Raw genomic sequence first — 7061 nt, 5'->3', positions numbered from 1 at the left:
GGGTGGGGCCCCCCCCCCCCCCCCCCCCGGCGCCCCCGCCCCCGCCCCCCCGGCGCCGGGGGGGGGGGGGGGGGGGCGGGGCCCCCCCCCCCCCCCCCCCCCCCCCCCCGGCGCGGGGGTCAAGGCCGCAGCGCGTCCGCCAGGGCGGCCAGCAGGGCGACGACCTCGGCGGGGCCGGCGAGCACGATGTCGGCCCGCGAGGCCAGTTCCGGGACGTCCGCGGAGCCGCTGCACACCAGCAGCCCCGGGTGCCCGTCGGTCCGCCGCTTCTCGACGGCGGCGTAGGCGGCGAGGTCGCCCAGGTCGTCCCCGGCGTACAGCACGGCCTCGGCGCCGGTCTCCTCCAGGAACTCGGTCAGCGCGACGCCCTTGTCCATGCCCGGGGGCCGCAGCTCCAGCACGGCCCGGCCGGGCTCCACCATCAGCCCGTGCCGTGCGGCCAGGTCGGCCAGCGGCTCACGCAGGGCGTCGAAGGCGGCGGCGGGGTCGGCGGCGCGCCGGGTGTGGACGGCCAGCGCCTGGCCCTTCTCCTCGATCCAGGTGCCGCGCCAGGCCCCGATCGACTCCAGGAACCCCGGCAGCTCCGCCCGGACCGCCGCGACCCCGGGATGCTCGGCCGGGGCGTGGACGGTGCCGGTGACGGCGTCCCAGCGCTCGGCGCCGTAGTGCCCGAGGACCACGAGGTGTTCGAGTCCGGGGACGCCGGCGAAGCCGCCGTAGCGGACGGCGACGCCCGCCGGGCGGCCGGTGACCACGGCGACGGAGGCGACCTCGGGGGCCAGCGCGGCCAGGGCCGGTACGGCTCCGGGGTGGGCGCGGGCCTGGTCGGGGTCGGGAACGATGTCGGCCAGGGTGCCGTCGAAGTCGAGGGCGACCACGGACCGGCGGGGCGCGCGGAGCAGGGCTTCCAGGCCCTCGCGTCCGGCTGCGGTGACGGGCATCGGCAGGTCGTGCGGATGGCTCCCCATACGGACGACCCTAACGGGCGAGCGGAGCGACGGCTACGGCGCGGTACCCGCCCGCTGCGGCCCGCCCCGGACGGTCACCGCCGCGCCCGCTGGGCTTCGCGGATGCGGCGCAGCCGGTTCACCGTGCCCGGGGCGTGGGCGAGCGCCCGGGGATCGTCCATCAGCGCGTTGAGCAGCTGGTAGTACCGGACCGGGGTCATCCCCAGTCCCTCGCGCACCGCCCGCTCCTTGGCGCCGGGTCCGGGCCAGGTGCGTGCCTCGTACGCGAGCACCTCGGCCTCCGTGGCCGTCAGCCGCCCCTCGTCCGTCATACCGCCAGATTAACGCCGCCCTCCGACACCGGCCCGCGGGGCGTACCGGCGTCCCGGTCAGCTCGGGTCGGCCTTGCGGGCCGCCGTGGCGATCTCCTCCAGCACCTTCGCGGGCTGGCCGCCCGGCTGCACGGTCTTGCCGATCTTCTGCTTGATGTCCTCGCTCACGCCCGCCCAGGACTTCTTGCCGACCGGGTAGAGCCGGGAGTTCGGCAGGGCCGCCAGGAACGTTTTGAGCTGCGGGGAGGAGCCGCCCGTGGCCGCCTCGGCGGCCCGGTAGCCGCTCGTGGTGACCGGCAGCAGGTCGTACTTCGCGGTGAAGGCCGTCACGTTCTTCGCCTCGTACAGGTAGTCGAGGAACCTGCCGGACTCCTTGCGGTGCCCGTTCTTGAAGGCCATCACCCAGTCCGCGACGCCCATCGCCGAGTGCTCGGTGCCGTCCGCGGTCGGCAGGGCCACCATGCCGAACTTCACGCCCCGCTCGCCGGCCTGCTTGAGCAGGGTCGGGTGGCCGTTGAGCATGCCGACCTCGCCGCGCACGAAGGCGTCGAAGGCGGCCTGGCGGTCCAGCTTGCCCGGCTCGACCGAGCCGGTCAGGCCCTGTCCGACGAGCTTGTCGCGCAGGAACTCCAGCGTCTTGGTGTTGTCGGCGGAGTCGAGGGAGTAGTTCTCCTCGTTGTCCGTGTAGCCGCCGCCGCCCGCGAGCATCCACATCATCGTCTCGGCCTGGGCCTCCTCGCGGCCCAGCGGCAGCGCGAAGGGAGTCGGGACGCCCGAGCCCTTCAGCTTCTTCGCCGCGGCCTCCAGGTCGCTCCAGCTCTTCGGCTGCCAGGCGGTCTTCCCGTCCTTGGGGACGATCCCGGCGTCGCCGAGCAGCTTCTCGTTGTAGAAGAGCAGCCGGGTGCTGGCGACGAAGGGCAGGCCGTACTGGACCCGCTTGACCTTGCCCGCGTCGGCGAGCGGCGCCAGGAAGTCCGCCTCGGTCTTCACGGAGAGCAGTTCGTCCGCGGTGTACAGCTTGCCGTCGGCCGCGTAGTCGGCGTAGGCGCCGATCTGGGCGATGTCGGGGGCCTTCCCGGCCTTGACCATCGCGGCGACCTTGGCGTCGACCTCGGACCAGTTGAAGACGCTGACCTCGACCTTGATGCCGGGGTGCTGCTTGGTGAAGGCGTCGCCGAGGTCCTTCCAGTACGCGGCGGAGGAGTTCTGCGGATTGTCCCCGTAGTCGGCCGCCACGACCCGCAGGGTCACCTCGTTGTCACCGGCGAGTCCGTCGACGGCTCCGCAGCCCGTCAGCGTCACGCCCGTCAGGCAGAGTGCGGCGCCGGAGGCGGCCAGGCTCAGGTAACGGCGCTTCACAGTTCTCGTTCCACCCCTTGTTGTACGTACGATCCACGTAAGGTCTACACCACTTTGGCCACTGGTCCACATCCCGGGCGCGGTCCGTGTCCGCTTCGTATCCGGACCGGGGCCCCGATTTTGTATGGCCACTCAACAATCCCTCCCAATGGACTAGACCTTTCCCCGTCGAGCACGCGAGACTGTCACCTGTGAAACCCGTGAAACACGTCATCGCCCTCGATGTGGGCGGCACCGGGATGAAGGCCGCCCTCGTCGCCGAGGACGGCACCCTGCTGCACGAGGCGCGCCGCGCCACCGGCCGCGAGCGGGGACCCGACGCCGTCGTCGAGACGATCCAGGACTTCGCCGCGGAGCTGCTGCGCACCGGCGTGGAGCGCTTCGGGCGGCCCGCGTCGGCCGCCGGCGTCGCCGTACCCGGCATCGTCGACGCCGAGAACGGGATCGCCGTCTACGCGGCGAACCTGGGCTGGCGCGACGTCCCCCTGCGCGAGCTGATCGGCAGACGCCTCGGCGGCATCCCGGTGGCCCTGGGCCACGACGTCCGCACGGGCGGCCTCGCCGAGGGCCGCATCGGCGCCGGGCGGGGCGCCGACCGCTTCCTCTTCGTCCCGCTGGGCACCGGCATCGCCGGCGCCATCGGGATCGCGGGCCGCATCGAGGCCGGCGCCCACGGGTACGCGGGCGAGATCGGCCACATCGTGGTGCGCCCGGGCGGCCCCGCCTGCGGCTGCGGCCAGCACGGCTGCCTGGAGACCCTCGCCTCCGCCTCCGCCGTCTCGCGCGCGTGGGCGGCGGCCTGCGGCGACCCCGGGGCGGACGCGGCGCACTGCGCCAAGGCCGTCGAGGCCGGTGACGAGCGGGCCCGCGAGGTCTGGCTCGCGGCCGTCGGCGCGCTCGCCGACGGGCTGGTCACCGCGATCACCCTGCTGGACCCGCGCACGCTGATCATCGGTGGCGGGCTGGCCGAGGCCGGGGAAACCTTGTTCACACCACTACGGGCGGCCGTCGAGGAGCGCGTGACGTTCCAGCGGCTGCCGCACATCGTTCCGGCGGCCCTCGGGGACACGGCCGGATGCCTGGGCGCAGGGCTGCTCGCCTGGGACCTACTCGCCACGGAGGTACCCGCCTGATGTCCGGAAGCGCTCACAGCATCGTTCTCTCCGGCGCCAGGGTGGTGCTGCCCACCGGGACCGTCGCCAACGGCCGGGTCATCGTCGACGGCGACCGCATCGCCGGCAGCTCCCGGGAGGGCGCCGACGTCCTGGACCTGTCCGGGCACTGGATCGTCCCCGGCTTCGTGGACGTGCACAACCACGGCGGTGGCGGCGCCTCGTTCACCTCCGGCACCCCCGAGGAGGTCCTCAAGGGCGTACGGACCCACCGCGAACACGGCACCACCACCCTCGTCGCCTCCACCGTCACCGGGGACCTGGACGAACTCGCCCGCCGCGCCGGACTGCTCGCCGAGCTGACCCAGCAGGGCGAGATCGCGGGCATCCACTTCGAGGGGCCGTTCATCAACCCCTGCCGCAAGGGCGCGCACAAGGAGGAGCTGCTCCGCGACCCCGACCCGGCCGAGGTCCGCAAGCTGGTCGACGCCGCCCAGGGCGCCGCCCGGATGTTCACCCTCGCCACCGAGCTGCCGGGCGGCCTGGACTCCGTACGGCTCCTCGCCGAGCACGGGGTCATCGCGGCCATCGGCCACACGGACTCCACCTACGAGCAGACGCGCCAGGCCATCGACGCGGGCGCGACCGTGGCCACCCACCTCTACAACGCCATGCCGGGCCTGGAGCACCGCGCCCCGGGACCCATCGCGGCACTGCTGGAGGACGAGCGGGTCACCGTCGAGCTGATCAACGACGGCGTCCACCTGCACCCGGCCATGCTGGAGCTGGCCTTCCACCACGCCGGCGCGCACCGCGTGGCGCTGATCACCGACGCGATGGACGCGGCCGGCTTCGGCGACGGGACCTACCACCTCGGCCCGCTGGAGGTCGAGGTCAAGCAGGGCGTGGCCCGGCTCGTGGAGGGCGGCTCCATCGCCGGTTCCACCCTCACCCTGGACACCGCCTTCAAGCGGTCGGTGACCGTGGACCGGCTGCCGGTGGAGTCCGTGGTCCAGGCGATCTCCGCGAACCCGGCCCAGCTGATCGGCCTGTACGACCGGATCGGCTCGCTGGAGGCCGGCAAGTACGCCGACCTGGTCGTCCTCGACGCCGCGTTCGACGTCAAGGGCGTCATGCGGCGCGGCGAATGGATCGTCACCCCGGCCGTGCGGGGCCGTTCCTGACGGTTCGTGACACCGGCAGGACACGCAGGCAAGGCGGACGGCCCGCAGGACTGGGCCGGCCGCCTTCCGTTTGGCATGATCCCGGCAGCAACAGACCCGGGAGTGCCCATGATCCTGACCGTCACGCTCAACACGGCGCTCGACGTCACCTACCGCGTGCCGCGGCTGCTCCCGCACGCCTCGCACCGCGTCTCGGACGTCGCCGAACGCCCCGGCGGCAAGGGCCTCAACGTGGCCCGCGTCCTGGCCGCGCTCGGCCACGAGGTCACCGCCACCGGCTTCGCGGGCGGCCGGACCGGCGCCGTCGTACGGGAACTGCTGGCCCGCTCCCCCGGGGTGAGCGACGCGCTGGTCCCCTGCGCGGGCACCACCCGCCGCACCCTGGCCGTGGTCGACACGGCCTCCGGGGACACCACGCAGTTCAACGAGCCGGGCCCGCTGATCACCGCTCCGGAGTGGTCGGCGTTCCTGGCCCGGTACGACGCCCTGCTGGCCGGCGCCGGGGCCGTCGCCCTGTGCGGCAGCCTCCCCCCGGGCGTGCCGGTGGGCGCGTACGCCGTCCTCGTACGGGCCGCCCGCGCGGCCGGGGTCCCGGTGCTCCTGGACACCGGCGGCGAGGCCCTGCGCCGCGGGGTCGCCGCCCGCCCGGAGGTCATCAAGCCGAACGCCGCCGAGCTGGCGGAGCTCACCGGGTCCCGCGACCCGCTCCCCGCCACCCGCGACGCCCGCCGCCGGGGCGCCCGCGCGGTGGTCGCCTCGCTCGGCCCGGCCGGACTGCTGGCCGCCACCCCCGAGGGGGTCTGGCGGGCCGCCCCGCCGCACCCGCTGGCGGGCAACCCCACCGGAGCCGGCGACTCCGCGGTCGCGGGCCTGCTGTCCGCCCTGGCGGAGGGCCTGGACTGGCCGGCCCGCCTGACGCGCGCGGTCGCCCTCTCGGCGGCGACGGTCCTCGCCCCGGTGGCGGGAGAGTTCGACCCCCGCACCTACGAGGAGGTACGGGGGTCGGTGAAGGTCACCGCGGTCTAGGGGGTGTCGTCACCGGGCGGGCCGGGGGATCAGAACTGCTCCAGCCACAGCTGGTCGATGTTGACGTTGCAGCTGTTGCCGGCCTCGCACGACAGCTTGATCGTGTTGGCGCCCTTCTCGAGGTTGACCTGACCCCAGGTCGTCTGCCAGCCCTTCTCCCAGTCGCCCTTGGGCGACTTGGCGAAGTTGCGCATGCTGATCGGCGCCTCGTTGGCCTTGCCGTTGACGGTCAGCGTGCCGTTGGCGTCCTCGCCCGGGATGCCGAACCGCACGTAGAACTTGTACTTCCCGGCCTTGGGGACGTCCAGGGTCCACGTCACGGCCGCGCCGGGCTGGTTGAACCGGCCCACGTACTGGCCGCCCGAGCTCTTCGCCCCCGGCACGGTGCTCTCCAGGGCCGCGCCGCCGGTGATGGACATGCCCGCGCCGGCCGCCTCGCCCTTCGGGAGCGGGGCCTCGGAGGGCTTGGGAGAGCCGCTCGGAACCGGGGACGCCGGGTTCTGCGGGGCGGCCGACTGCTGACCGCCGCCGTCGTCGGCCTTGTCGTCGGCCTTCTCCTTGCCGCCGCCGCCGAAGGCCAGGGCCGCGCCGATGCCGAGCACGACCACGCCGACCACCGCGACCGCCGCGATGAGCAGGCCCTTGCGGTTGGCGCCGCCGCCGCGACCGCCGCCACCGCCGTGGCCGTGGCCCCCGCCGCCGCCGTGCGAGGCGATGGCCTGGGTCTGGGAGGACTGCGCCGAGCCGCCCGGCTGCGGCGGAACGCCGTAGCCGCCGGCCTGGAGGGCCTCGGGAGCCTGGTACTGCGCCTGGTAGGACGGCTGGCCCTGCTGGGGAACGGGGCCCCGCGGGCCGCCGCTGCTCCTGCGGTCGCCGACCGTGCGCACCTGGTGGTGGGAGGTCCGCGGGACGCCGGGCTGCGTACCGGGGTGACCGCCGCCCGGGCCGGGGTAGCCGTATCCGCCCTGCCCGGGCGGGGTGGCACCGGCTGCCTGGCCGTCCTCGTAGAGGTAGCCGAACGGATCGTCGTCCTCGGGCTTGTTCGCCCCACTGTGCGAGCCGTTGTTCGCGGGCGTCGTCATCGCAGGTCACTCCTTTCGA

At 74.5% G+C, this 7061-nt stretch carries 7 protein-coding genes; 3 read left to right on the top strand and 4 right to left on the bottom strand.

The features are described from left to right. Positions 1-119: 119 nt before the first annotated feature. The 3 genes from otsB to ABT106_RS02785 form a co-directional block, all read right to left on the bottom strand. On the bottom strand, positions 120-968 hold the full coding sequence (otsB, locus tag ABT106_RS02795) for a trehalose-phosphatase (RefSeq protein WP_351271236.1): 849 nt from the start codon (positions 966-968) through the stop codon (positions 120-122). Positions 969-1042: 74 nt separating this feature from the next. Then, positions 1043-1279, bottom strand: a complete 237-nt coding sequence (locus ABT106_RS02790) for a DUF3263 domain-containing protein (RefSeq protein WP_267724545.1) — start codon at positions 1277-1279, stop codon at positions 1043-1045. Positions 1280-1336: 57 nt separating this feature from the next. Further along, positions 1337-2638, bottom strand: a complete 1302-nt coding sequence (locus ABT106_RS02785) for an extracellular solute-binding protein (RefSeq protein WP_502979175.1) — start codon at positions 2636-2638, stop codon at positions 1337-1339. A gap of 200 nt (positions 2639-2838) precedes the next feature. Here ABT106_RS02785 and ABT106_RS02780 point away from each other — a divergent pair, with 200 nt between their 5' ends. The 3 genes from ABT106_RS02780 to ABT106_RS02770 all read left to right on the top strand — a co-directional run bounded on the left by ABT106_RS02780 (position 2839) and on the right by ABT106_RS02770 (position 5960). Continuing rightward, the gene (locus ABT106_RS02780) at positions 2839-3771 is read left to right on the top strand and encodes an ROK family protein (RefSeq protein WP_351271262.1); all 933 of its coding nucleotides are present in this window, start codon (positions 2839-2841) and stop codon (positions 3769-3771) included. Beyond that, on the top strand, positions 3771-4934 hold the full coding sequence (gene nagA, locus ABT106_RS02775; protein WP_351271233.1) for an N-acetylglucosamine-6-phosphate deacetylase: 1164 nt from the start codon (positions 3771-3773) through the stop codon (positions 4932-4934). Before ABT106_RS02780 ends, nagA begins: the two co-directional genes overlap by 1 nt. Before the next feature lie 108 nt (positions 4935-5042). Continuing rightward, the gene (locus tag ABT106_RS02770; RefSeq protein ID WP_351271230.1) at positions 5043-5960 is read left to right on the top strand and encodes a 1-phosphofructokinase family hexose kinase; all 918 of its coding nucleotides are present in this window, start codon (positions 5043-5045) and stop codon (positions 5958-5960) included. Positions 5961-5989: 29 nt separating this feature from the next. On the opposite strand, the gene ABT106_RS02765 is transcribed toward ABT106_RS02770, so the two are convergent. Further along, on the bottom strand, positions 5990-7042 hold the full coding sequence (locus tag ABT106_RS02765; protein WP_351271227.1) for a CBM35 domain-containing protein: 1053 nt from the start codon (positions 7040-7042) through the stop codon (positions 5990-5992). Positions 7043-7061 lie beyond the last annotated feature (19 nt).

It is taken from the genome of Streptomyces sp. NPDC002044 (assembly GCF_040296725.1).
In the GTDB taxonomy this organism is placed as follows: domain Bacteria; phylum Actinomycetota; class Actinomycetes; order Streptomycetales; family Streptomycetaceae; genus Streptomyces; species Streptomyces antarcticus.
The sequence above is the reverse complement of the archived record's forward strand: the minus strand, read 5'-3'. Positions and strand labels throughout refer to the sequence as shown.